This window comes from Sulfitobacter sp. SH22 (assembly GCF_965641905.1).
GTDB lineage: Bacteria > Pseudomonadota > Alphaproteobacteria > Rhodobacterales > Rhodobacteraceae > Sulfitobacter.
The window spans coordinates 2,716,209-2,737,426 of the sequence record NZ_OZ282573.1 but is presented as its reverse complement, the minus strand read 5'-3'; the positions used below and the strand labels follow the sequence as shown (position 1 = coordinate 2,737,426).

Here is a 21,218-nt window from a genome sequence, read left to right as displayed (position 1 = left end):
CTATACCTCTATCACAGCCCCCTCAAGGAGACAGGCCAATGCCAAACCCCACCGCAGCTATGATCGTCATCGGCGATGAAATCCTGTCCGGGCGCACACGCGACAGCAACATGCACCATCTTGCAGGGCAATTGACCAGTGTGGGGATCGACCTGAAAGAGGTCCGCGTGATCGGCGATGAACACGGCACGATTATTGCAGCCGTTCAGGCCATGTCGAAAGCCTATGATAACGTGTTTACCAGCGGCGGCATCGGTCCGACGCATGACGACATTACGGCTGATTGCATCGCGGCGGCCTTTGGCAAACATATCGACGTGCGCGACGATGCCCGCGCAATTCTGGCAGCCCATTACGCCCGGTCAGGGACCGACCTGAACGAGGCGCGGTTGCGCATGGCCCGCATCCCCGATGATGCGACTTTGATCGACAACCCCGTTTCATCAGCACCCGGTTTCAAGCTTGAGAACGTGCATGTGATGGCGGGCGTTCCATCTGTGTTCGAGGCGATGGTCGCGTCGGTTCTGCCCACCCTGACTGGCGGTGCCCCCCTGATCAGCGCAACCCTACGGATTGATCGGGGCGAAGGCGATATCGCGGGGCCATTGGGGCAGATCGCCAAGGATTATCCAGCCCTGTCGATCGGGTCGTATCCGTTTCAAAAAGACGGCAAATACGGTGCGCATATCGTGATCCGTGGCAGTATTCAGGCCGAGATCGACGCCGCCGTGAAAACTCTGGAGGCCGCTTTTCCATGACGCCTGATATTCCACAGCTGTACGAAGGTGTTGACCAGACATGGCCCGCCGCAAGACGTTGGACAGAAAACGGCTGGACCTTGCGCGATGGTCAAGGCGGGGGCAAGCGTGCTTCGGCCGCGACGCGTGTGGCCGATGATGCCGATATCGGAGTTGCCGAAGCCGCCATGCGCGCATTGGGGCAAACGCCGCTTTTCATGATCCGGCAAGGCGATGAAGCGCTGGACGCCGAACTGGCAGCGCGCGGCTATGAGATCATCGATCCCGTCAATATGTATGTCCTGCCCGTTGAAAAGCTGACCGATGTGCCGATCCCGCCGGTGACCGCCTTCGAGATATGGGAACCGCTGGCGATCATGCTCGAGATTTGGGCCAAAGGCGGCATCGGTCCGGCCCGCATCGACGTGATGCGCCGCGCCGCGCAAAAGACAGCAATCTTGTCGCGCTGGAAGGAAAAGCCCGGCGGTGTGGCTTTTGCCGCGATCCACGACGGGGTGTGCATGGTTCATGCCGTCGAGGTGCTGGAACACCAGCGCGGCATGGGCGTCGCAAAATGGATGATGCGCCGCGCGGCACTGTGGGCGCAGGCCCGTGGGGCGACCCATCTGGCGGTTCTTTGCACAAAGGAAAATGCGCCTGCAAACCGGCTGTATCAAGGGCTAGGCTTTGCCCATGTGGGCGACTATCATTACCGCCAATCCCCTGATTGAAGGAGCCACAAGATGGCCAAAGACGCCCCAACCGCCCTTGACCTGCCAATGGTCGATCCGCTGCCCGAAGCGACACAGAAATACTTTGATGTCTGCCAGGAAAAGCTGGGGATGATCCCGAATGTCTTGCAGACTTATGCGTTTGATATCGACAAGCTGAACAGCTTTACCGCGATGTACAACGATCTGATGCTGGGTGCGTCGAACCTGTCCAAGCTTGAGCGCGAGATGATCGCGGTCGTCGTGTCGTCGGTGAATAAATGCTACTATTGCCTGACCGCGCACGGGGCTGCGGTGCGGCAACTGTCTGGCAATCCGATCCTGGGCGAACAGATGGTGATGAACTGGCGCGTGGCCGATCTGGATGCACGTCAAACCGCGATGCTGGAATTTTCCGAAAACCTGACAGTGGCCAGCGCCAAAACCACCGAGGCCGACCGGCAGGCCCTGCGCGATGTGGGTTTCACGGACCGTGATATCTTTGACATCGCGTCGGTTGCGGCGTTTTTCAACATGACCAACCGCGTGGCAAGTGCGACCAACATGAAGCCCAACGAGGGCTATCACGCGCAATTCAGATGATGATACGTTGCGCTGGTTTGCTGTGGCTGGTCTTGGCGACCCAAGCCGGCGCGATAGAGCTATCGCTGCCGCAAATCGCGCGCCTGACGGTTGAACGGAACACCAGTCCCGACAGCTATGCCGCACCCATCAGCACGTTTCAGGACGGAACCCTTGATACGGTAACGGTTGAGGGGTCCGTCGCCCGACAGGCCTGGAGGCTGGAGGCCGCGGGCCTGACGCCGCTGCAAGTGCTGCGCCCGCTTCGGTCGCAGCTTGAGGCGGCAGGGTACGACGTGGTGCTTGAATGTAGCGCTGCGGCCTGTGGTGGTTTCGACTTTCGCTTTGCGACCGAGACGCTGCCGGGTCCGAACATGTACGTCAACATCCGGTCCTATCAGTTTGTCACCGCTGTGCAGGGTCCGCTATCGGCCCCGACCTCTGTTGTGACGGTGCTTGCCAGCACGGCGTCTTCGTCGGCCTATGTCCAGATTATTCAGGCCATTTCGGAAGGCGAAGCCGATGTTCCGGTTGCCGATGCCACAGGGCCTGTGATTGCTGCAGGCGGCAACGGTCTGGTCGATGCGTTGCTTGGTCAGGGACATGCGGTTTTGTCGGGGCTTGATTTCAAATCCGGCACGGCGACTTTGGGTGCAGCGGGCGACGCTGCGCTGGGGCAGCTTGCGGCGTTTCTGAAAGACCAGCCAACGGCGCGCGTGGCGCTTGTAGGGCATACCGATAGTGTCGGTGGGCTTGACGCGAATATCGCCTTGTCGCGCAGTCGTGCAGTTGCTGTACGCGACAGGCTGATCCAGAATTTTGATGTTCCCGCTGCGCAGATGGATGCCGAAGGCATGGGCTATCTTGCCCCTGTTGCATCCAACCTGACGCCGGAAGGCCGCGAGGCCAATCGCAGGGTCGAGGTGGTATTGTTAACAACGCCCGGCTGATCCCATCCTGACAACAAAGATTTTGCCATTCGCCCTATAGACGCCGGATTGCGATCCTTGCCTGAAATTCCACAGCAAAAAATCCCCCGCTGGCCTTTCAGCGAGCGAGGGCGATCTGATGAAATCAGATCAAGTGCACCGAGGGGATGTGGTGTTCGGGGTTACCAGTCTGTTGGGCCTTTGTCGGCAAAGGCATGGACCAGAAAATCAATAAAGGCGCGTACTTTGGGCTGGGTGAACCGGCCGGGCGGGTACACGGCATAGATGCCTTGGGTTTCCAGCGGCAAATCAGGGATGGCGTCTTCGACCAAGCCTTTTTCCATCGCGTCGGCATATAAAAAGCTGGGGAGATAGGCGATGCCAAGACCGGAAATAGCCGCGTTCAGCAAGGATTGACCGTCATTGACCGAAAGCCAGCCAGCGGTGCGCACCTGACGCTTCTCGCCCGAGGGGGATGTCAGCTTCCACATGTTACCACTGGATTGGTTAGAATAATGCAGCAGCTTGTGATCGTTCAGATCGTCGATCTTTTCAGGGCGGCCGTATTTCTCGAAATAGCCGGGGCTGGCGATCATGCGTTTGGTGGTTTCGGTCAGCTTGCGGGCCCGCAGGGTGCTGTCTTCCAGCTCTCCGATGCGGACAGCCATATCAAAGCCTTCGCTGATCAGTTCAACATAGCGGTTGTTCAGCACCATGTTGACGGTGATGTCGGGGAATTCTTCCAGAAAACCGGAGAGGGCAGGCGACAGGTGGTTCACCCCGAAATCCGTTGCGACCGAAATACGCAGCAGGCCGGAGGGGGCCGATTGCATCGACGTGACCAGCGCATCTGCTTCGCCTGCATCGTTCAATACGCGGCGGGCCCGGTCGTAATAGGCAAGGCCGATTTCTGTGGGGCTGACCCGGCGGGTCGTCCGGTTCAGCAATCGCGCACCAAGCCGTGCCTCAAGCGAGGAGACGTGTTTTGATACGGCGGACTTCGAGATGCCCATCTTTTTGGCGGCATCCGTAAAACCACCCTGATCCACAACTGTGGCGAATGCTTCCATTTCTGTCAGGCGGTCCATTGCCGTCCCCTTTTCAATCATCTGCGTTGGGAATGGTATGGTGCCCAAATCGGGCAGGATCACGGCAGAGGTGGGACAGTAGCAAGGTCATTGCATGGATCGTTCGCGGCAGGGAAACATTGAAACAATGCCCGCCAACGGGGGGCTTTAGATCCAGCGCACCCATCTGAGCAACGCAAACATCAGCACAGCCAGGGCCGTCATCGACAGGCACAGGGCGGCAAAGGCCCACGGGTGACCGGTGCCGGGCATCCCGCCAACGTTCACGCCGAACAGCCCGGTCAGAAAACCCAGCGGCAGGAAGATGGCTGCGGCCACAGACAGCACATAGCCGTGCCGCGCCTGACGCTGGGCGACATTGGCATCATGTTCTTCCTGCACCGACACAAGGCGCTCGCGCAGCTCGTCCAATTCCTCCACCGCGATCAGCGCGCTGTTGGCTTGTTCGTGCAGCTCCAACTGGCTGGCTTGGGGGATCAGCGGTATATCAAGGGCGGCAAGCTTGCTCAGGGCCGCACGTTGCGGATCAAGATAGCGCCGCAACCGGATCACGCTGCGCCGGATTTCGGGCAATTCATGCGGCATCGGCGTTTCTTTGTCTTCCAGATCGATCTCAAAGAACTCCGCCTGTTCGTCGATGCTTGCCACATGTTCCTGAACCCGCAGGGTCAACCGCCGCACCAGATCCTCAAGAAACTTGGCCGGGCTGGGCGGGGCGTTTTGTGCTTCGGCCAATTGGCGGATCGCGTCGATGGCAAAGACCTTTTTGCGGCGCACGGTGATCAGCAGACCTGTTTCAACAAACATCCGCACAGACACCATTTCATCGGCGTCCTGACCTGCGTTCATATTGATGCCGCGCAGGTTCAGGATCAAACCGCCGTCAAACCGGTCACAGCGCGGGCGCGTTTGTTTCTGGATCAGCGATCCGGCGGGGATTTCATGCAGATGTTCGCGCACCCAAGGTTCAAGCATCTCGTCGGTCAGATCGAAATGCCACCAGCGGTACACACCCGGCCCCGTCAGGTTGGTCTCGGTCGGAACGGACGTGGTGCCATCGGCAAAAATATCAAAAACACAAATCGGCATGCGGTCCGCCCTTAACTGCTCAGGGCGGAGTTTCGCATCCTACAGGCAAAGGGGCAATATCACAGTGCGGCGGCCAGCCGCGTGCCTTGGTCAATCGCGCGTTTCGCGTCCAGTTCAGCGGCGACATCGGCACCACCGATGACGTGGCAAGGGATGCCTTTGACCTCAAGCGCGTCGGCGAGGGACCGGTCCGACAGTTGGCCTGCACATAGCACGATGGTGTCCGCCTCGATCAGCTGTGGTTTCTCGCGGGCTTCGCCAAAGCTGATGTGCAGCCCGTCTGCGTCGATCTTTTCGTAATTCACGCCACCGATCATCTGGACGTTCTTCATGGTCAGCGATGCACGGTGAATCCAGCCCGTGGTCTTGCCCAAGCCCTTGCCGACTTTGGTGGCCTTGCGTTGCAGCATCGTGACCTCGCGCGCGGGTGCGTGGGGTTGCGGGCCTTCGGGGGCCAGACCGCTGCGATGGTCGGCTGGGTCGGTGACGCCCCATTCTTTCATCCATTCGGGCAGGTTGGTGGTGGTGCTGTCGCCGTCATGAACCAGATGTTCAGACACATCGAACCCGATGCCGCCTGCGCCGATCACGGCGACTTTCTTGCCCGCCGTCACCTTGCCGTTCAGGATGTCGATATAGCTGACCACATTGCCTGCATTCTGCCCCGGTATCTGCGGGTCGCGCGGCACAACGCCGGTGGCGATAATCACCTCGTCGAAACCCCCAAGATCATTGGCGGATACTTCGGTGTTCAGTTTGACCATCACGCCGCGTTCCTTGACCATGGCGCGGTACCAATCGACCAGACCCCAGAATTCTTCCTTGCCCGCAACCTGCTTGGCAAGGTTCAACTGCCCGCCGATCTCGGCCGCGCGGTCAAAGATGGTGACCTTGTGGCCACGCTCTGCCGCTGTGATGGCTGCCGACAGACCCGCAGGGCCGGCACCGACAACCGCGATGGTCTTGACGTTCTGCGATGGCTCTACCTTCAGCTCTGTCTCGTAGCACGCGCGCGGGTTGACCAGACAGCTTGATATCTTGCCCCCAAAGGTGTGATCCAGACAGGCCTGATTACAGGCGATGCAGGGCGCGATCTGGTCGGCCTTGCCTGCCGCCGCTTTGGCGACGAAATCCGCATCGGCCAGCATGGGGCGTGCCATCGACACCATGTCGGCGCAGCCTTCGGCCAGCACGTCTTCGGCGACTTGGGGGGTGTTGATCCGGTTCGAGGTGATCAGCGGAATGCCCACCTGACCCATCAGTTTCTTTGTGACCCACGCAAATGCAGCGCGCGGCACCGACGTCGCAATCGTGGGAATGCGCGCCTCGTGCCAGCCGATGCCTGTGTTAATGATGGTGGCACCCGCTGCCTCGACTGCGCGGGCCAGTTGTGCGACCTCGTCAAAGGTTGATCCGTTGGGGATCAGGTCGATCATCGACAAACGGTAGATCAGGATGAAATCGGGGCCAACGGCCTCGCGGACACGGCGGACGACTTCGACCGGCAGCTTCATCCGGTTCTCATAGCTGCCGCCCCATTCATCGGTGCGCTTGTTGGTGTGGGTGACCAGAAACTGGTTCAGGAAGTATCCTTCGGAGCCCATGATTTCGACACCGTCATATCCCGCCTGTTTGGCGCGCAGGGCACAGGCGGCGATATCGCTGATTTGCTTTTCGATACCTTCGGCGTCCAGCTCTTTTGGGGCGAACATCGAAATCGGGGATTTGATCGCCGATGGTGCCACGCAATTGGGGCTGAACGCATAGCGGCCCGCGTGCAGAATCTGCATCGCGATCTTGCCGCCGGCCTCGTGTACCCGTTGGGTGACGATGCTGTGGTTGTCGACATCCTTTTGCGAGGTCATCATCGCGGCACCGTGGGCGACTGACCCTTCGGGGTTCGGCCCGATGCCGCCGGTGACCATCAACCCCACATCGCCCCGCGCGCGGGTGGCGTAAAATTCGGCGACACGGTTCCAGTCCTGGGTTTCCTCAAGCCCCGTATGCATCGACCCCATCAGCACGCGGTTTTTCAACGTGGTAAAGCCCAGATCAAGCGGGGCCAGCAGGTGAGGATAGTCGGACATTGGGCGAACCTTTCGAAGGATGGGGACGGTGTGGCTGACTTCATCTTAAGCGTTGGCGTCTGTCACGCACAACGCTGCGTAAGCCAATATACATGGGGGCGGCTTTTGTGCTAGGTCCGCGCTGAACCGATGCAACCCAAAGGCCCGCCCCATGACCCCCGAAGAAATCGCCAAACTGCCCTACCGTCCTTGCGTGGGTGTGATGCTGATCAATGCGGATGGCCATGTCTTTGTCGGGCAGCGCCGCGACCGCGATCAGGACGCGTGGCAGATGCCCCAAGGCGGCGTTGAAAAAGGCGAACACGCCGAGGTCGCCGCCCTGCGCGAGCTTGAGGAAGAAACCGGTGTTCGGCCGAGTTCCGTGTCTGTCGTGACCCAGACCGAAGGCTGGCTGCCCTATGATCTGCCCCATGATCTGGTGCCGAACATCTGGAAGGGGCGGTATCGCGGTCAGGAGCAGAAATGGTTTCTGTTGCGGTTTCACGGCGCTGATGACGAGATCGACCTGAAGACGGATCATCAGGAGTTCTCGGAATGGCGCTGGTTGCCCGTTGACGATCTGGTCGCCAACATCGTGCCGTTCAAACGCGAGGTGTACGAAGCCGTCGTCGCGGCATTCCGGCCCTATATCGGGGCGGCTTAAGCCCCCTTTTGGTTTTTCCAGACTGCCCGTTTCGTAGCGGATTTCGACCATTGTGCATGATCGGAAACCATTGGCGCGATACATCCCCTGTGTGAGGTGTCTTTGGCCGTGCATTTGCCCGTGGGCATATTGACGGTGCCCCCGGCATGGGCAAACACAGCCTTGTCGGTGCCTGATGCCGATCGCCTTTTGTGACAGGACCTCGACCATGAAAAACTTTGCACTGACCGTTACCTGTCCGTCGACCCGCGGGGTCGTCGCCGCGATTGCGAATTACCTTGCCGACAACGCCTGCAACATCACCGACAGTGCCCAGTTCGACGACAAGGAAACCGGCAACTTCTTTATGCGGGTCAGCTTTGAAAGCGATGATGCCGTCGATCTGGGCAAATTGGCCGAAGGGTTTGCGGCCACGGCCAGCCCGTTTGACATGACGTATGACTTTCACGACCAGACCGAAAAGATGAAGGTCGTGATCATGGTCTCGCGTTTTGGCCATTGCCTGAACGATTTGCTGTACCGCTGGCGCATTGGCGCGCTGCCCATCGACATCGTCGCCGTGGTGTCGAACCATATGGAGTATCAAAAGGTCGTCGTGAACAACGATATCCCGTTCCACTGCATCAAGGTCACCGCCGAAAACAAGGCCGAGGCCGAAGCGCGGATTATGGCGGTGGTCGAGGAGGCAGGGGCCGATCTGATCGTGCTGGCCCGCTATATGCAGATCTTGTCAGACGAGATGTGCCAAAAGATGTCGGGGCGGATCATCAACATCCACCATTCGTTCCTGCCCAGCTTCAAGGGGGCGAATCCCTATAAGCAGGCGTTCCAGCGCGGGGTGAAACTGATCGGGGCAACGTCGCATTATGTGACCGCCGATCTGGATGAAGGCCCGATCATCGAACAGGACATCGTGGTTGTCACCCATGCGCAATCCGCCAATGATTACGTGTCACTGGGCCGCGATGTCGAAAGCCAGGTTCTGGCCCGCGCCATTCACGCGCATATTCACCGCCGCGTGTTTTTGAACGGCAACAAGACAGTCGTGTTCCCGGCATCGCCCGGATCATATGCATCCGAACGGATGGGCTAAGCGCCCGCTTTAGCCGATGATCGGCACATGCGGGCCGGCATCGCGCCCCAACATGCCCGTCAGCCGCGGATCGTCGGCAACTTCGATCTGACGGCGATAGGGCGTGAACCCGCTGCGAATATAGAATGCCACGGCCTGCGGGCTGTCGATCGTGCAGGTGTGGACATGAAAGCGGGTGATGGGCTTGGCCCAGGCGGTCGCAATCGCGTGGTTCATCAGATAACGCCCCGCCCCCGCGCCGATCAGTTTCGAGGTCAGCCCGAAATAGGCCAGCTCGCATTCGCCGGGCTGGCGGAAATCCAGTTCAAGCAGGGCTTCGTCCTGACCGTCCTTGGAGAGCGTGTAAAATGCCATATCGGGATCGGTGAGGATCGCGTTCAATTCGGCGTCCGACATCACGAGCCGCCCGAACCACAGCCAGTCTTGCGCACCGACGCGTTTGAAAATGTCGCGGTACCAGTCAAGCGTCGGGGTGACCTGCCGCAGGGTTATACCTTGGGGCAGGGACACCGCACGTGTGGGGGCTGCCGCGTGCATTTGCAGATGGGTGACGACCATCGCCAGTTTGCCATCGGGCACATCATGATAACCATCACCCAGCATTGATCAGACCAACCCTTGTTCTTTGAACAGGGTCATGATGTCGACCAGGGGACGCGGGCCAACGTGGCTGATAACCTCGGCTGCGCAGATGTGGCCCATCTTGCCGCAGGTTTCCAGATCGCGACCTGTGGCCATGCCATACAGGAAACCCGCAGCGAACTGATCCCCGGCACCTGTCGCATCAACGGGGGTGATTTTGGTCACCGGCACATCGACACGTTCGCCATCGCGGATCAGCGTGACGCCATCGCCCGACCGCGTGCACACAACTATGTTACACATCGCAGCAGTCTTGGTCAGCGCTTCTTCGACATCGTCGGTTTCAAACAGGGATCTGATTTCGGCCTCGTTGCCGATGACGTAATCCAGTTCGTCGGCGATCATGCGCAGGAAATCGTCGCGGTGACGGTCAACGCAGAAAGGATCGGAAATCGCGATGCCGGCCTTGCCGCCCGCAGCGCGGGTCAGACGCGACGCCTCAAGAAAAGCCTGTTTGCCCTGATCCTTGTCGAACAGATATCCTTCGAGGAACATGATCTTGGCCGAGGACGCGACAGCATCCGGTACATCCGCAGGCCCCAGATCGGTCGAGATGCCCAGATAGGTGTTCATCGACCGTTCACCATCTGGCGATACAAAGATCATCGACCGCGAGGTCGGCAGATCACCACCCGCAGCGGGGGCATTCACGAAATCCGTGCCGCCGTCGATCATGGATTGCGCATAGAACTGGCCCAGATGGTCGTCATTCACACGCCCGATAAATGCGGTCGGCAGGCCAAGTGCACCGATGCCGGCAATCGTGTTGGCAACCGACCCACCGGGGGTTTGCAGGCGGTCGTTCATCGCGCCATACAGGTCTTCGGCGCGGTCACGCTCGATCAATTGCATGATGCCTTTTTCGATGTTCATGTCGGCAAGAAACGCGTCATCGGCATGCGAGATTACATCGACAACGGCGTTGCCGATACCAACCACTTCATATTGGGTCATTCGGTTTTGTCCTCATAGGGGCAGAGATCACGGATGATGCAGGTTCTGCACTGCGGCTTGCGCGCTTTGCAATGATAACGGCCGTGCAGGATCATCCAGTGATGGGCGTGTTGTTGGAAATCAACGGGGATATTGTCTTCGATGGCGCGTTCAACGGCATCGACAGTTTTACCGGGCGCGATACGTGTGCGGTTGCCGACGCGAAAGATATGCGTATCGACCGCTTGTGCGGGATAATGCCACCACATGTTCAGCACGACATTGGCCGTCTTGCGCCCGACACCGGGCAGGGATTGCAGCGCGGCGCGGCTGTTGGGCACAATGCCGTCATACTCATCAACCAGAATCTGGCTCATCTTGATGACGTTCTTGGCTTTCTGGCGGAACAATCCGATGGATTTGATATGTTCGATCAGACCTTCCAACCCGAGGTCCAGCATCTGCTGGGGCGTCTCTATCACTTCGAACAGGGATTTCGTCGCCTTGTTCACACCCGCGTCTGTGGCCTGCGCGCTCAGCGCGACTGCAACCAGCAAAGTATAGACATTGGTGTGATCCAGCTCGCCTTTGGGTTCGGCATCGGCTGCCTGAAAGCGGGTAAAGATCTCGCGGATGGTATGATAATCAAGGGGCTTGGCCATGACCCTTGGTATGGGATGAATTTGCAATCAGGGCAAGACTGGCTGCAGGCAAGCTGCGCCATTTACCACTTTTGCACATTCTGTTCGCTAGATTGCTTTCTCAGGCCCTAGATTGGGCGTGTGAAACGGGCCTTTGACCCTAAGAAAGGAAAGCGTGATGTCGGTTGAATTGATGTTTTCAAAGGTCTCCGGCTTTGGGCCGGGGGCGATGATCATGACACTGGATGGTGAATTACCGGTAGAATGGATCGAATCGGGGGATTACGTCATTACCCGCGATCACGGTGCCCAACGCATACTGGCGATCAAACGGTCGCGGGGCATCGGGCCGGATGGTCTTCCGCTGCCTGCGCCCTTGCATCTTCGGCCCCGCGACAGCGCAGCACCCGATGGCTTGGCAGAGCCTTTGCGCCTGTCGCCGCATCACAGCGTGCTTGTCGCATCCCCGCGCGTGGCGCTGCATTTCGGCCATACCGAAGCAATGGCGGAAATCGGGGCAATGTCACGGCGTCGCGGGCCCCGTGTTGAACTTGGCGCACCGGCGTTAAGCTATCATCACATTATCACAGAACGACACGAGCTGATCATGACCTGCGGTATCTGGGCAGAGACGACAGGGCAAAATATGGCGTGGATGCTGGATGTGCCCCCCGCAGTCCGCCGCGCGAGCAGGATATTTGACGCGGAAACCACAACCCCGCGCATGTGTCTCACCAATCAAGAGGCGCGTTTTCTGCGTGATTTGCTGAGCCCCGAAGAATCGCTTTTGCATTTGCTGGCCGCCTGAGGATGCGTTTGCCGCAAGTTTCGGGTCGCTAGACGCCTGTGCAGACCCTAGTTTGGGAGCATGACACATGATTGCACCCCCCCGATTCACGACCCAGAAGATGGCTATCACTATGGTGTGATGCGCCGCGCGATTGATTTGATCGATCGCGCCGCCGACCCCTTGGCGCTGGATCAGATCGCCGGCGAAATGGGGATGAGCGCGCCGCACTTCCAGCGGATTTTCTCGCGGTGGGTGGGGGTGTCGCCCAAGCGCTATCAGCAATACCTGATGCTGGACCACGCCAAAGACCTGCTGCGCGACCGGTTTACCACCCTTGGGGCTGCCCATGAACTGGGTCTGTCGGGGTCAGGGCGGCTACATGATCTTTTCCTGCGTTGGGAGGCCATGAGCCCCGGCGAATTCGCCCGCAAGGGGGAGGGGTTGGTGATCTCGTGGGGGTGGTTTGACAGCCCCTTTGGCCCAGCCCTGGTCATGGGAACGGACCGCGGGATATGCGGCCTCGCTTTCTCGGCCGAGATGGGCGAAGCCGAAGCGATGGCAGATCTGTGCCGCCGCTGGCCGGGTGCCAGTTTCATCGAAAACCCCGGCCTTTTGCACGACTGGGTCCAGACGGCCTTTGGCGCGCAGGATGGTCGCAGCGGCAAGGCCCCGATTTATCTGATTGGTGCCCCCTTCCAGATAAAGGTGTGGGAGGCATTGCTGAGCATCCCGTCCGGCAATGTCACAACCTATTCCGAGATCGCGCAAACCATCGGCACACCCAAGGCGGTGCGCGCGGTGGGAACGGCTGTCGGGCGCAACCCGATCAGTTGGTTGATCCCCTGTCACCGCGCCCTGCGCAAATCCGGCGGCTTGGGGGGGTATCACTGGGGCATCCCCGTCAAACGGGCTATGCTGGCCTATGAATCCGCGCGGGCAGATGCCGGCTGATAAGCGGGTTGGTGCCGATCGGCAGTATCGCGCCAGTTTATCGGGAACCTGAGGTCGTGTAGGGAGTTGAGTGCTACATGCCTCGCCCGAACGGGGCCCCAACTAAGGCAGAAAGATATTATGACTTTTTCGAAAACCACAATCGCCGTCGCCCTGACCAGTGTTCTGGCCCTAAGCGCCTGTGAACCCGGTCCGATCGGTGGCAACCCCAATGATCCAAACGCAAACACACGCAACAGCGCACTGATCGGCGCGGGCGCGGGTGCCGTTATCGGTGCCCTGTCCAAAGGTGACGGTAACCGTGCCGATGGCGCTTTGGTGGGTGCATTGGCTGGCGGCGCTATCGGCGCTGGCATCGGCTATTCGCTGGACAAGCAAGAGGCAGATCTGCGCCGGCAGCTGGACAGTGACGTGATCATCACCAACACCGGTGACCGTCTGATTGTGACCTTGCCACAGGATATCCTGTTCGCAACAGACAGCACCACTGTGCAGGCGGGTATGCAGAACGATCTGGCAGCATTGGCGCGCAACGTGAATATCTATAGCAATTCCACTTTGCAGATCATCGGCCACACAGACAGTGACGGCGATGCAGCGTATAACCAGCAATTGTCCGAAGGTCGCGCACGCGCGGTCGCGAGCGTTTTGATCGGCAATGGTGTTCCGGGCGGGCGTATCCGTTCGGTCGGTCGCGGTGAAAGCCAGCCGATTGCAAGCAACCTGAATGCTGCTGGCAAGGCGCAGAACCGTCGTGTCGAAATCGTTATCCTTCCCAACGCGGCCTAATATCTGACAGGTTTAGCGAACAGAGGCTCCGGTAACCCGCCGGGGCCTCTTGCTTTTTGCCCTCTTGCTTTTTGCGTGGTTCGCCACAGTTCACGTTACAGCATATTCATTCAAAGGATCGTCACCCATGGCCAAGCTGAACCTTATTGGTATTTCCGGATCGCTGCGCAAAGGATCGACAAATTCGATGCTGCTGTCCGAGGCCGCCCGGCTTTTTGGCGATTGCACCTATACCGAAGCCGATATCCGGTTTCCGCTGTATGATGCCGACGAAGAAGAGGCGACAGGGGTTCCAGCTGCTGTGCAAACCGTGGCAGACCAGATTGCGGCGGCTGATGCGGTGCTGATTTCGACAGTCGAATATAACAAAGGCCCGTCAGGTGTTTTGAAAAACGCGCTGGACTGGATCAGCCGGGTTGAAGGCACACCCTGGAGCGGCAAGCCCTTGGCTGTGATGTCTGCCGCCGCAGGCCGTGCAGGTGGTGAACGCGCCCAGTTGATTTTGCGCAGCTTCATGGTGCCGTTCCGCCCGCGCATTTTGCAGGGTCCCGAAATTCATCTGGCCAACAGTTCCAACGCATTTGATGAAAACGGGCATCTCACCGGAGAGATCTACGTGAAAGAACTGACCCAGTTGATGGAAGCGCTGCGCGCCGAGATAAACCGCTAGACGGTTGGCACGCTTACCTCGATCAGGTTGCGGTCGGGGTCGCGGATATAAAGCGATGTGATCGGCCCTGTGGCCCCTGATCGGGGCACGGGGCCGTCTTCGATCTGGACCCCGTGAATTGTCAGATGTCTGATCCAGTCTGCAATCGGGGCATCGGTCAGAAAACAAAGATCGGCGGACCCTGCGGTAGGTTGCGCGGCTTTGGGGTCGAATTCACGCCCTTTTTGATGCAGGTTGATTTTGGATTGCCCGAACCGGAGCGCCCAGCGTTTGCTGCCATCGGCCACCTGAAATTGCTGGCCGCGCATCCCTAGGACTTGGGTGTAGAATCGCACGGTTTCAGGTATGCTTGCAACCGTCAGAACAAGGTGATCCAATTCTCTTACGCGGCATTGAATTTCCGAATGTTGCATGACGATTCCTTATGTGACCCTTCAAAGCGGATACTGCGCCTATGACAGAACAACGTAAACAGGATGTGATGGACAGTGCCCGCGCCTCGGCATTTCAAGTCGCATTGGGGCACGACGCAACCCTTTGTGCGGGCGATCCGCTTCCGCCGTTCTTTCATCAGCTTTATTTCTGGGACCCTGAACCCCCAAAGGCGTTGGGGCGCGATGGCCACCCCAAGGTTGGCGGTCTGATCCCTGACATGGGGTTGCCCCGGCGGATGTGGGCCGGCGGACGGTTGAATTTTCACGGTCCCATTACCGCAGGCACGCCGGCTGAAAAGCGCACGGTATGCGAACGCCACCAGCGCAAGGATGGCCGCAGCGGGCCGTTGGGGTTTGTCACATTGCGCCACGAGATTTGGCAAGACGATGCGCTGTGCGTGACGGAATGGCAGGATCTGGTGTACCGCGAGGATGCAGATCCCGTCGCGCCAAAACCTGTCCCGCCCGTGGCGCGCAAAGATGCCGAAACGATGGATCGTGTCAGCTTTACCTCGACCTTGCTGTTTCGGTATTCGGCGCTGACGTTCAATGGCCATCGCATCCATTATGATCTGGACTATGCCCGCGACGTCGAAGGGTATGACGGGTTGGTCGTCCATGGCCCGCTATTGGCGCAATTGCTGATGCTCAAAGCGCAAACGGAGCTGGGGCCGCTTGCGGAATTCAGCTTTCGCGCGACATCGCCGCTGATGGATCACGAAACCGCCACGCTGTGCCGAAACGGCCGCGATCTGTGGGTGCAGGGGCCGGACGGGCGGCAATGTATGGTGGCAACCGCCTAAAGGTTGTCTGTGACGCGAAACCCGTCGGGAACCGCATCGGATCCGTCCAGCAGCAGGTCTGCCATCACCTCGGATATTTTGGGGGCCATGCCGAACCCGATCTTGAAGCCGCCGTTGGCGATGAAATGACCGGGCCTGTCGGGCCAAGCCCCCAACATCGGCGCGCGGCTGTGGCTGCGGGGGCGCAGTCCGGCCCAGCGGTCGATCACCTGCGCCGATGCCAACGCAGGAACGGCGGAACGGGCCTTGGCGATGACATCATCCAGCTGCGTGTCGGTCTGGTCGGCGTTGTCAAAATACCGCTCGGTTGTTGATCCGACGGCGACGGTGCCATCGCTATGCGGGATGATGTGCACACCATCGGCAAAAAGTTGCGGCAATCCGCGCGCGTCATGGGCCAGCAACGCGGCTTGCCCCTTTTCCCCCGCCCCGACCACGCGGTCGTATCGGGCTGACATGTCGGTCAATCCCGCCACGCCTGTCGCCCACAAGACCTGACCCTGATCGGGCGCTTCCGCTTGGATCGTGACGCCTTTGGCCTGCAACGCCATGACCAGCGCAGTGCAGGCCTGGCGCGGGTGGATCAACGCGCTGAGGCTGTCGTAGATCAACCATCCCGTCGGGCTTGCCGGTGCCCAGTCGGCATCTTTGGCCTGAAGCACCTGCCAAACGGCGTTTTCTTGCCACAATTCTTGCGCGGTCTCTGCGCGGCGGTGCGCCAGTTCGACGCCGCGATCATTCAGGATCGGCTGCAATCGGCCTTTTCGGGCATAGCCGGATTTCGCGCCGCCGATTGCTTCGACCTCGTGCCAGAACCTTTCGGCCATCAACAGGCTATCGAGCTGAAACGCTTTCTTGGCGCTCCATTTTTCGGGCACATGCGGGGCCAGCGCGCCGACGATCCCGCCGCTGCTGCCTGATGCCGGGCCAAAAGGGTCGATCACCTGAACCGCAGCACCGCGCCTGACGCAGGCCCAGGCCACCGACAAGCCAAAAATCCCCGCGCCCCGTATTGTGATTTCGACCATTGCTAATCCTTGCCCTTTTTGCGCAGTGTTTTCAAAATTTCAGATAGCACAAGGCCGCGTCATGGAGAACCAGACAGCTGATATTGAATGGAAAGACAGCGGCGTGCCGGTGTCCTCTATGTTTGACGATCCATATTTCAGCCTTGAGGATGGCGTCGCAGAAACCGGCCATGTGTTTTTGCAAGGCAACGATCTGCCCCGCCGGTTCCGCGACGGGTTCCGCATTGGCGAACTGGGGTTCGGCACGGGGCTGAATTTGCTGGTTGTTTGGGATGCCTGGGCGCGCTCAGGCATCAAGGGCACGCTGAGTTTCACGTCGTTCGAGGCCTATCCGATGTCGCGCGATGATATGGCAAAGGCGCATGAAACCTTTCCCGGTTTTAATGGCAAACGCGATGCATTGCTGGATGCATGGACCCCTAAGGGCGGCAAAATGTCATTCCCCGGTTTGGAGGTCGAGGTAATCATCGGTGACGCGCGACTGACCGTGCCACGTTGGAAGGGGTTGGCCGATGCGTGGTTTCTTGATGGTTTTTCGCCGGCCAAAAACCCCGAGCTATGGGAGCCTGATCTGTTGAACGCGGTCTTCCGGCACACCGGGCCCTTTGGCACAGCGGCGACCTATACGGCGGCAGGTGCGGTCAGGCGCGCGCTCGAGACGGCGGGTTTTGCGGTGCAACGCACCCAAGGGTACGGTCGCAAACGCCACATGACGCAGGCGGTCCGCACATGAGCCGCGCCACCAACAAAGCCGCCGCCGCGGCACAGTCAAACAACATTCCGCTGGGCATTACATTGATGGTGCTGACGACCTTTGTCTTCGCGGTCCAGGACGGGCTGTCGCGGCATCTTGCGTCGGAATATAACGTGCTGATGGTCGTGATGATCCGCTATTGGTTCTTTGCCGCCTTTGTCATCGCGATTGCCAAGCGGAACGCCGGCGGTCTGCGGGCGGCTGCCAAGACCAGCCAACCGGTTTTGCAAACCATTCGCGGCCTTCTGCTGGCAGCCGAGATTTGCGTGATGATTGCCGCCTTTACGATCCTTGGCTTGGTGGAAAGCCACGCGGTCTTTACCTGCTATCCGCTGTTGGTGGCGGCATTGTCCGGCCCCATTTTGGGCGAAAGCGTGGGGTGGCGGCGTTGGTTGGCGATCGGTGTGGGGTTCATCGGCGTGTTGATCATTCTGCAACCGGGGATGAACGTCTTTGACCCTGCCGCAGTCATCCCGTTGGTCGCGGCGGCCATGTTCGCGGTTTACGGTTTGCTGACCCGCTATGTCGGTCGCAAGGACAAGACCGCAACCAGCTTTTTCTGGACGGGGGTCACGGGGTCGGTCGCGATGACAGCAGCAGGGATCTGGTTCTGGGAACCGATGATCCCGAGCGACTGGATATACATGGGACTCCTGTGCATCACGGGGGTCACGGGCCATTGGCTGTTGATCCGCTGTTACGAGGTCGCGGCGGCCAGTGCGGTCCAGCCCTTTGCCTATCTGCAACTGGTTTTTGCCAGCATCATCGGCATCAGCATTTTTGGCGAAGACGTGCGCACCAATGTCGCCATCGGTGCCATGCTGATTGTCGCCGCTGGCCTATTCACCTTTTGGCGTGAACGGCAGCAACGTTGATCCGGTCAGTTCTTCGGTAAAGGGGCGCGGCAGGGGATCTTTTCCTAGCCGTGCCCGATAGACCGGCAGGCTTTCGGTGACGCGCATCACATAGTTCTGGGTTTCGCGAAACGGGATCATCTCGATCCAGTCGACGATATCAATGTCGCCTTCGCGCGGGTCGCCATAATCATCCATCCAGCGCGGTGGCCGCGTGGGGCCGGCGTTATAAGCGGCAGACACCATCACGACATTGCCATTGAACCGTTTTGCCATCTGCGACAGATATTCCGACCCCAGCCGCGCATTGTAATCGGGGTCGGCAGTCAACCGATCGGTTGTGTGCAGCGCGCTGATTCCCAGATCACGCGCCACATCGTCGGCGGTGCCGGGCATCAACTGCATCAATCCGCGCGCGCCCACATGGCTTTGCACCACCGGATCAAATTCGCTTTCGCGCCGCGCAATCGCCAGCACCATTTCGGGGGCCATGTTCAGGTCCAGCTTGATCGCGGAATGCAGCGGGTAATAGGGCGCGGCGATGGTGATGCCGCGCTGTGCCACGCGTTTGCCGATCATCACCGCCAGATGGGGCTGGCCAATGTCAATCGCGGCCTGACCCAACAGGGCCGCATCATCGGCCAGCAGTTGTTCCGCCAGATGGGTCCAGAACCGCTCTGCCATGCTCAGCTCTCCTGAGGCCTGAAGCAACATTCCGGCCTGAAACAGCGGCGCTTGGGCCAGTGCGGAACCGCGCCAATCCTGTTTCGGTGTTTCGCCCGCCAAAGTTTCATCAAAGGCCAGCCCGCCGCGTTCGGCGGCCAGCAATCCATAGAATGATGACTGGAATTTCGCACCTTGGGCATAGGCCTTGGCAGCGCCTTCGGCATCCCCCATGGCCTGCAAGGCACGGCCCTGCCAATAGCCCGCACGCCCCTGACTGATGGGGGATTCAACAGCACCGTCATGGGCCTTGAAATGGGTCAACGCGCGCTTTGGGTCCTTGAGGAACCGCAAGGCGATATAGCCGGACAGCCATTCGAGATCGGCAAAATGCGAGCCTTCCTCAAGGAAATGCTGCGAGGCCATTTGATAGGCGCGTTTCGGATCACCGTTGCGCATTTCGTCGCGGGCCAGCGCACGGCGGCGGTTTGCCCATGCGGCGGGCTGGCCAAGGGCAGCGGCGCTGACGGATTGGGACAGCAGCAAATCCTTGGCGCTGTCTTCGAAGCCTTTGCGGATGCGCCATTCAAAGCGGTCTTTCTGCAAACCCGCATCACCACCCTTGCTGGCGGGCAGGGCATTGATCAGCTCGTTCACATCGCCCCTGCGGTTTTGCAGGGCGATCCGTGCTTCGGCCAGCGCCTTGTCGGCGTCGCTGACCAGATCGAACATTTGCCGCGCTTCGGCCTGCGCGCCCTGCCATAACATCTCGTCCAGACGCGCGGCATGATGCGGCTTTAGCAAACGGTCGTGATCTGCCACGAACAGGGCCTGCGAAACCGCGTCCATCGGCATGGTGCGCCAGGCAAGAACCAGCCGTGCCTCGGCCTCTCCGATACGATCGGCGTTCTTCAATGCGGTGGCATAGGCAAGCACCCCCACCGGCGTTTGCGGGGGCCTGCCCTGAAAGAACTCCAACACGGCCGCATCACCCTGGGCAATCACGGCATTTTCGGATTTCATGCGCAGATAGTCTTCTCCGGGCCAGTCGGGTCGCCGTTTTAGAAATGCCGTGACATCAGTATAGGTGCCCAAACCGGACCGCAGGCGGTGCCATTCGATGATGTCGACAGCCACCGCACCATCGCGTTGTGCGATCCGTGCAGCATTGTCCCAACTGCCCGTCCGCACGGCGTCCATCGCCCATCCCAGCGGGCGCGGGCGTTCTGCCAGCGCCGGAAATGCAAGGCCGAATAGCAGTATCAGCGTCAGTGCGGCGCGTGTCATCTCTTGCATTTCCTAGTGATCAAAGGCTACAGCCTTGCAACATACTGTAAGGCGCTTGGGTTTCAACTCACGTTGCCGCCAGTCAGCAATCGGGCGCCCAGCCCAGCAACGCAAGAAAAGGAGCGTGCATATGTTACAAGGTTCTCTGCCTGCACTCGTCACGCCGTTCACGAACGGCGCGCTGGATTTGGACACGCTCAAGAAACTGGTTGAGTGGCATATTGCCGAAGGGTCGAACGGGCTGGTCCCGGTTGGCACCACCGGTGAATCGCCCACATTGACCCATGCCGAGCACGAAACCGTTGTGGCCGAGGTCGTCAAGGCCGCTGCCGGACGCATCCCTGTTGTTGCAGGGGCGGGGTCCAACAACACGGTTGAAAGCATCCGGCTGGCCAAGCACGCGGAATCTGTCGGTGCCGATGCGGTGCTGGTTGTCACACCCTATTATAACAAGCCGACCCAAGCGGGTCTGATCGCGCATTTCACCGCGATCCATGACGCCTGCGGTTTGCCCATCATCATCTACAACATCCCCGGCCGTTCGGTTGTGGATATGACCCCCGAGACGATGGCGGAGCTGGCCAAGTTGCCGCGCATCATCGGTGTCAAGGATGCCACTGGTGATCTGGCGCGGGTCTGTGACCAGCGGATGCTGTGCGGGCCGGACTTCATCCAGCTTTCGGGCGAGGATGCCACAGCGCACGGGTTTAACGCCCAAGGCGGTGTCGGCTGTATTTCGGTGACTGCGAATGTCGCGCCCAAACTGCTAAGCCAGATGCAGGCGCATTGCCTTGCCGGTGATTACGCGGCTGCACTGGCCATTCAGGACAAGCTGATGCCGCTGCACAAGGCGATCTTTACCGAGCCGGGTTTGGTTGGCGTGAAATACGCGATGTCCCAATTGGGTTTATGTTCTGCGGAGGTGCGTTTGCCGCTTATACCTCTGACAGAAGACACCAAGGCATTGGTGAACGCAGGCCTGCGTCACGCCGGGCTGCTGGCCTAAGACCTGCCTAGTTTG

General features: G+C 59.6%; 23 protein-coding genes. 14 read left to right on the top strand and 9 right to left on the bottom strand.

Annotated elements, in window-relative coordinates:
* The first annotated feature begins 38 nt into the window (after window positions 1–38).
* Genes ACSQ13_RS15450 through ACSQ13_RS15435 form a run of 4 tightly spaced genes read left to right on the top strand, consistent with a single transcriptional unit; the run spans window position 39 to window position 2,979 of the window.
* Entirely contained in the window at window positions 39–758 is a 720-nt protein-coding gene (locus ACSQ13_RS15450; protein WP_176251042.1) for a competence/damage-inducible protein A, read from the top strand.
* Window positions 755–1,468 (top strand): GNAT family N-acetyltransferase, encoded by a 714-nt coding sequence (locus tag ACSQ13_RS15445; protein WP_176251041.1) that lies wholly within the window; start codon window positions 755–757, stop codon window positions 1,466–1,468. The genes ACSQ13_RS15450 and ACSQ13_RS15445 overlap by 4 nt, the downstream gene beginning before the upstream one ends.
* A gap of 12 nt (window positions 1,469–1,480) precedes the next feature.
* A complete protein-coding gene (locus ACSQ13_RS15440) occupies window positions 1,481–2,050 on the top strand; it encodes a peroxidase-related enzyme (RefSeq protein WP_176251040.1) in 570 nt (189 codons plus the stop codon).
* A complete protein-coding gene (locus tag ACSQ13_RS15435) occupies window positions 2,047–2,979 on the top strand; it encodes an OmpA family protein (protein WP_176251039.1) in 933 nt (310 codons plus the stop codon). Before ACSQ13_RS15440 ends, ACSQ13_RS15435 begins: the two co-directional genes overlap by 4 nt.
* 161 nt (window positions 2,980–3,140) lie before the next feature.
* On the opposite strand, the gene ACSQ13_RS15430 is transcribed toward ACSQ13_RS15435, so the two are convergent.
* The 3 genes from ACSQ13_RS15430 to ACSQ13_RS15420 form a co-directional block, all read right to left on the bottom strand.
* Window positions 3,141–4,046, bottom strand: a complete 906-nt coding sequence (locus ACSQ13_RS15430; protein WP_176251038.1) for a LysR family transcriptional regulator — start codon at window positions 4,044–4,046, stop codon at window positions 3,141–3,143.
* 147 nt (window positions 4,047–4,193) lie between these two features.
* On the bottom strand, window positions 4,194–5,135 hold the full coding sequence (locus ACSQ13_RS15425) for a zinc transporter ZntB (RefSeq protein ID WP_176251037.1): 942 nt from the start codon (window positions 5,133–5,135) through the stop codon (window positions 4,194–4,196).
* Between the two features lie 59 nt (window positions 5,136–5,194).
* Complete coding sequence (locus ACSQ13_RS15420; RefSeq protein ID WP_295510506.1) at window positions 5,195–7,222, bottom strand: NADPH-dependent 2,4-dienoyl-CoA reductase; 2,028 nt, start codon at window positions 7,220–7,222, stop codon at window positions 5,195–5,197.
* A 151-nt stretch (window positions 7,223–7,373) separates the two neighbouring features.
* On the opposite strand from ACSQ13_RS15420, the gene ACSQ13_RS15415 reads away from it, so the two are divergent.
* Together ACSQ13_RS15415 and purU are read left to right on the top strand one after the other, a co-directional pair.
* The gene (locus ACSQ13_RS15415; protein WP_176251035.1) at window positions 7,374–7,865 is read left to right on the top strand and encodes an RNA pyrophosphohydrolase; all 492 of its coding nucleotides are present in this window, start codon (window positions 7,374–7,376) and stop codon (window positions 7,863–7,865) included.
* A gap of 208 nt (window positions 7,866–8,073) precedes the next feature.
* Window positions 8,074–8,958: a formyltetrahydrofolate deformylase gene (gene purU, locus ACSQ13_RS15410; RefSeq protein WP_295510502.1), complete on the top strand. Its 885-nt coding sequence runs from the start codon at window positions 8,074–8,076 to the stop codon at window positions 8,956–8,958.
* Between the two features lie 9 nt (window positions 8,959–8,967).
* On the opposite strand, the gene ACSQ13_RS15405 is transcribed toward purU, so the two are convergent.
* Genes ACSQ13_RS15405 through nth form a run of 3 tightly spaced genes read right to left on the bottom strand, consistent with a single transcriptional unit; the run spans window position 8,968 to window position 11,195 of the window.
* The gene (locus tag ACSQ13_RS15405; protein WP_176251033.1) at window positions 8,968–9,561 is read right to left on the bottom strand and encodes a GNAT family N-acetyltransferase; all 594 of its coding nucleotides are present in this window, start codon (window positions 9,559–9,561) and stop codon (window positions 8,968–8,970) included.
* Between the two features lie 3 nt (window positions 9,562–9,564).
* Window positions 9,565–10,554 carry an adenosine kinase gene (locus ACSQ13_RS15400; protein WP_176251032.1) on the bottom strand — a complete coding sequence of 330 codons (990 nt, stop codon included), beginning with the start codon at window positions 10,552–10,554 and terminating at the stop codon, window positions 9,565–9,567.
* Window positions 10,551–11,195, bottom strand: a complete 645-nt coding sequence (gene nth / locus ACSQ13_RS15395; protein WP_176251031.1) for an endonuclease III — start codon at window positions 11,193–11,195, stop codon at window positions 10,551–10,553. Before nth ends, ACSQ13_RS15400 begins: the two co-directional genes overlap by 4 nt.
* 157 nt (window positions 11,196–11,352) lie before the next feature.
* Between nth and ACSQ13_RS15390 the strand changes: the two genes are divergently transcribed.
* The 4 genes from ACSQ13_RS15390 (at window position 11,353) to ACSQ13_RS15375 (ending at window position 14,374) form a co-directional block, all read left to right on the top strand.
* Window positions 11,353–11,982, top strand: a complete 630-nt coding sequence (locus ACSQ13_RS15390) for a Hint domain-containing protein (RefSeq protein WP_295510497.1) — start codon at window positions 11,353–11,355, stop codon at window positions 11,980–11,982.
* A 60-nt stretch (window positions 11,983–12,042) separates the two neighbouring features.
* Window positions 12,043–12,915: a methylated-DNA--[protein]-cysteine S-methyltransferase gene (locus tag ACSQ13_RS15385; RefSeq protein ID WP_176251029.1), complete on the top strand. Its 873-nt coding sequence runs from the start codon at window positions 12,043–12,045 to the stop codon at window positions 12,913–12,915.
* 120 nt (window positions 12,916–13,035) lie between these two features.
* Window positions 13,036–13,704, top strand: coding sequence for an OmpA family protein (locus tag ACSQ13_RS15380; RefSeq protein WP_176251028.1), 669 nt, complete (start codon window positions 13,036–13,038; stop codon window positions 13,702–13,704).
* Window positions 13,705–13,831: 127 nt separating this feature from the next.
* Window positions 13,832–14,374 carry an NADPH-dependent FMN reductase gene (locus ACSQ13_RS15375; protein ID WP_176251027.1) on the top strand — a complete coding sequence of 181 codons (543 nt, stop codon included), beginning with the start codon at window positions 13,832–13,834 and terminating at the stop codon, window positions 14,372–14,374.
* Here the strand turns inward: ACSQ13_RS15375 and ACSQ13_RS15370 are convergent.
* The gene (locus ACSQ13_RS15370; protein WP_176251026.1) at window positions 14,371–14,787 is read right to left on the bottom strand and encodes a VOC family protein; all 417 of its coding nucleotides are present in this window, start codon (window positions 14,785–14,787) and stop codon (window positions 14,371–14,373) included. The two genes, ACSQ13_RS15375 and ACSQ13_RS15370, sit on opposite strands and share 4 nt — an antisense overlap.
* A 41-nt stretch (window positions 14,788–14,828) precedes the next feature.
* On the opposite strand from ACSQ13_RS15370, the gene ACSQ13_RS15365 reads away from it, so the two are divergent.
* Window positions 14,829–15,611, top strand: a complete 783-nt coding sequence (locus ACSQ13_RS15365; RefSeq protein WP_176251025.1) for an acyl dehydratase — start codon at window positions 14,829–14,831, stop codon at window positions 15,609–15,611.
* Here the strand turns inward: ACSQ13_RS15365 and ACSQ13_RS15360 are convergent.
* Entirely contained in the window at window positions 15,608–16,639 is a 1,032-nt protein-coding gene (locus tag ACSQ13_RS15360; protein WP_295510488.1) for an NAD(P)/FAD-dependent oxidoreductase, read from the bottom strand. The two genes, ACSQ13_RS15365 and ACSQ13_RS15360, sit on opposite strands and share 4 nt — an antisense overlap.
* 61 nt (window positions 16,640–16,700) lie before the next feature.
* On the opposite strand from ACSQ13_RS15360, the gene mnmD reads away from it, so the two are divergent.
* Entirely contained in the window at window positions 16,701–17,372 is a 672-nt protein-coding gene (mnmD, locus tag ACSQ13_RS15355) for a tRNA (5-methylaminomethyl-2-thiouridine)(34)-methyltransferase MnmD (RefSeq protein WP_295510485.1), read from the top strand.
* Window positions 17,369–18,268, top strand: a complete 900-nt coding sequence (locus tag ACSQ13_RS15350; RefSeq protein WP_176251022.1) for a DMT family transporter — start codon at window positions 17,369–17,371, stop codon at window positions 18,266–18,268. The genes mnmD and ACSQ13_RS15350 overlap by 4 nt, the downstream gene beginning before the upstream one ends.
* On the opposite strand, the gene ACSQ13_RS15345 is transcribed toward ACSQ13_RS15350, so the two are convergent.
* Window positions 18,233–20,206, bottom strand: coding sequence for a lytic transglycosylase domain-containing protein (locus ACSQ13_RS15345; protein WP_295510481.1), 1,974 nt, complete (start codon window positions 20,204–20,206; stop codon window positions 18,233–18,235). The two genes, ACSQ13_RS15350 and ACSQ13_RS15345, sit on opposite strands and share 36 nt — an antisense overlap.
* Before the next feature lie 121 nt (window positions 20,207–20,327).
* Between ACSQ13_RS15345 and dapA the strand changes: the two genes are divergently transcribed.
* Entirely contained in the window at window positions 20,328–21,203 is an 876-nt protein-coding gene (gene dapA, locus ACSQ13_RS15340) for a 4-hydroxy-tetrahydrodipicolinate synthase (protein WP_176251020.1), read from the top strand.
* Window positions 21,204–21,218: the final 15 nt, after the last annotated feature.

Excerpts from the sequence above, each read along its gene's own strand:
- ACSQ13_RS15435 (WP_176251039.1), top strand. The coding sequence starts at position 2,047 with ATGATGATACGTTGCGCTGGTTTGCTGTGGCTGGTCTTGGCGACCCAA.
- nth (WP_176251031.1), bottom strand. The coding sequence starts at position 11,195 with ATGGCCAAGCCCCTTGATTATCATACCATCCGCGAGATCTTTACCCGC.
- ACSQ13_RS15450 (WP_176251042.1), top strand. The coding sequence starts at position 39 with ATGCCAAACCCCACCGCAGCTATGATCGTCATCGGCGATGAAATCCTG.
- ACSQ13_RS15350 (WP_176251022.1), top strand. The coding sequence starts at position 17,369 with ATGAGCCGCGCCACCAACAAAGCCGCCGCCGCGGCACAGTCAAACAAC.
- ACSQ13_RS15375 (WP_176251027.1), top strand. The coding sequence starts at position 13,832 with ATGGCCAAGCTGAACCTTATTGGTATTTCCGGATCGCTGCGCAAAGGA.
- ACSQ13_RS15430 (WP_176251038.1), bottom strand. The coding sequence starts at position 4,046 with ATGGACCGCCTGACAGAAATGGAAGCATTCGCCACAGTTGTGGATCAG.
- purU (WP_295510502.1), top strand. The coding sequence starts at position 8,074 with ATGAAAAACTTTGCACTGACCGTTACCTGTCCGTCGACCCGCGGGGTC.
- ACSQ13_RS15370 (WP_176251026.1), bottom strand. The coding sequence starts at position 14,787 with ATGCAACATTCGGAAATTCAATGCCGCGTAAGAGAATTGGATCACCTT.
- ACSQ13_RS15365 (WP_176251025.1), top strand. The coding sequence starts at position 14,829 with ATGACAGAACAACGTAAACAGGATGTGATGGACAGTGCCCGCGCCTCG.
- mnmD (WP_295510485.1), top strand. The coding sequence starts at position 16,701 with ATGGAGAACCAGACAGCTGATATTGAATGGAAAGACAGCGGCGTGCCG.
- ACSQ13_RS15390 (WP_295510497.1), top strand. The coding sequence starts at position 11,353 with ATGTCGGTTGAATTGATGTTTTCAAAGGTCTCCGGCTTTGGGCCGGGG.
- ACSQ13_RS15445 (WP_176251041.1), top strand. The coding sequence starts at position 755 with ATGACGCCTGATATTCCACAGCTGTACGAAGGTGTTGACCAGACATGG.
- ACSQ13_RS15425 (WP_176251037.1), bottom strand. The coding sequence starts at position 5,135 with ATGCCGATTTGTGTTTTTGATATTTTTGCCGATGGCACCACGTCCGTT.
- ACSQ13_RS15380 (WP_176251028.1), top strand. The coding sequence starts at position 13,036 with ATGACTTTTTCGAAAACCACAATCGCCGTCGCCCTGACCAGTGTTCTG.
- ACSQ13_RS15385 (WP_176251029.1), top strand. The coding sequence starts at position 12,043 with ATGACACATGATTGCACCCCCCCGATTCACGACCCAGAAGATGGCTAT.
- ACSQ13_RS15415 (WP_176251035.1), top strand. The coding sequence starts at position 7,374 with ATGACCCCCGAAGAAATCGCCAAACTGCCCTACCGTCCTTGCGTGGGT.
- ACSQ13_RS15405 (WP_176251033.1), bottom strand. The coding sequence starts at position 9,561 with ATGCTGGGTGATGGTTATCATGATGTGCCCGATGGCAAACTGGCGATG.
- ACSQ13_RS15345 (WP_295510481.1), bottom strand. The coding sequence starts at position 20,206 with ATGCAAGAGATGACACGCGCCGCACTGACGCTGATACTGCTATTCGGC.
- ACSQ13_RS15400 (WP_176251032.1), bottom strand. The coding sequence starts at position 10,554 with ATGACCCAATATGAAGTGGTTGGTATCGGCAACGCCGTTGTCGATGTA.
- ACSQ13_RS15360 (WP_295510488.1), bottom strand. The coding sequence starts at position 16,639 with ATGGTCGAAATCACAATACGGGGCGCGGGGATTTTTGGCTTGTCGGTG.
- dapA (WP_176251020.1), top strand. The coding sequence starts at position 20,328 with ATGTTACAAGGTTCTCTGCCTGCACTCGTCACGCCGTTCACGAACGGC.
- ACSQ13_RS15420 (WP_295510506.1), bottom strand. The coding sequence starts at position 7,222 with ATGTCCGACTATCCTCACCTGCTGGCCCCGCTTGATCTGGGCTTTACC.
- ACSQ13_RS15440 (WP_176251040.1), top strand. The coding sequence starts at position 1,481 with ATGGCCAAAGACGCCCCAACCGCCCTTGACCTGCCAATGGTCGATCCG.